This window comes from Psychrobacter sp. 1U2 (genome assembly GCF_051847575.1).
The window spans coordinates 1-615 of record NZ_JBPYDC010001367.1; the positions used below are offsets into that span (position 1 = coordinate 1).

Genomic DNA, 615 nt, shown 5'->3' on the forward strand with positions numbered 1-615 from the left:
TCTACCATTAGTCCTGCAATAACGGCAAGAAAAGCTAACACAAGGGCGATACCTGAAGTCATGATGCCGCCCGGTGTCTTATAAGGGCGCGGCAGGTCAGGACGAGATAAACGCAGCTTAATGTGCGAGGCCATCATTAATACGTATGAGATAGTCGCACCGAACACCGCCATGAGAGTGAGAAGGTCTCCTTCACCAGTAAGTGATAACAGAAAACCTATAATACCAGGGACAATAAGAGCCAAGTAAGGCGCTTTATTACTATTGGTGAGTGATAGTTTTTTGGGTAAATAACCCGCACGCGATAAGGCGAAAATCTGCCGAGAGTAGGCATAAATGATGGAAAAGAAGCTGGCGATCAGACCTGCGAGACCAACGAAGTTTACAAAACTTGCCAACCACGTATTTTCACCATATACGGCGATTAGGGCATCAACCAAAGGCGCTCCTGAATCTTTTAAGGTATCTGCACCCGCAGCACCTGGTCCTAAGAATAAAATAAGCAACGCGAATGACGCTAAAATCAACATGGCACCGATTAGCCCACGTGGTAATGACTTAGCAGGATCTTTAGCCTCTTCAGCCGCTAGAGGCACACCCTCAACCGCTAAAAAG

1 protein-coding gene is annotated in these 615 nt (G+C 46.8%); it reads right to left on the reverse strand.

The genetic code is table 11. The features are described from left to right. On the reverse strand, window positions 1-615 hold a 615-nt coding region (locus ACS8FD_RS22135; RefSeq protein ID WP_439277447.1), incomplete at both ends, for an amino acid permease.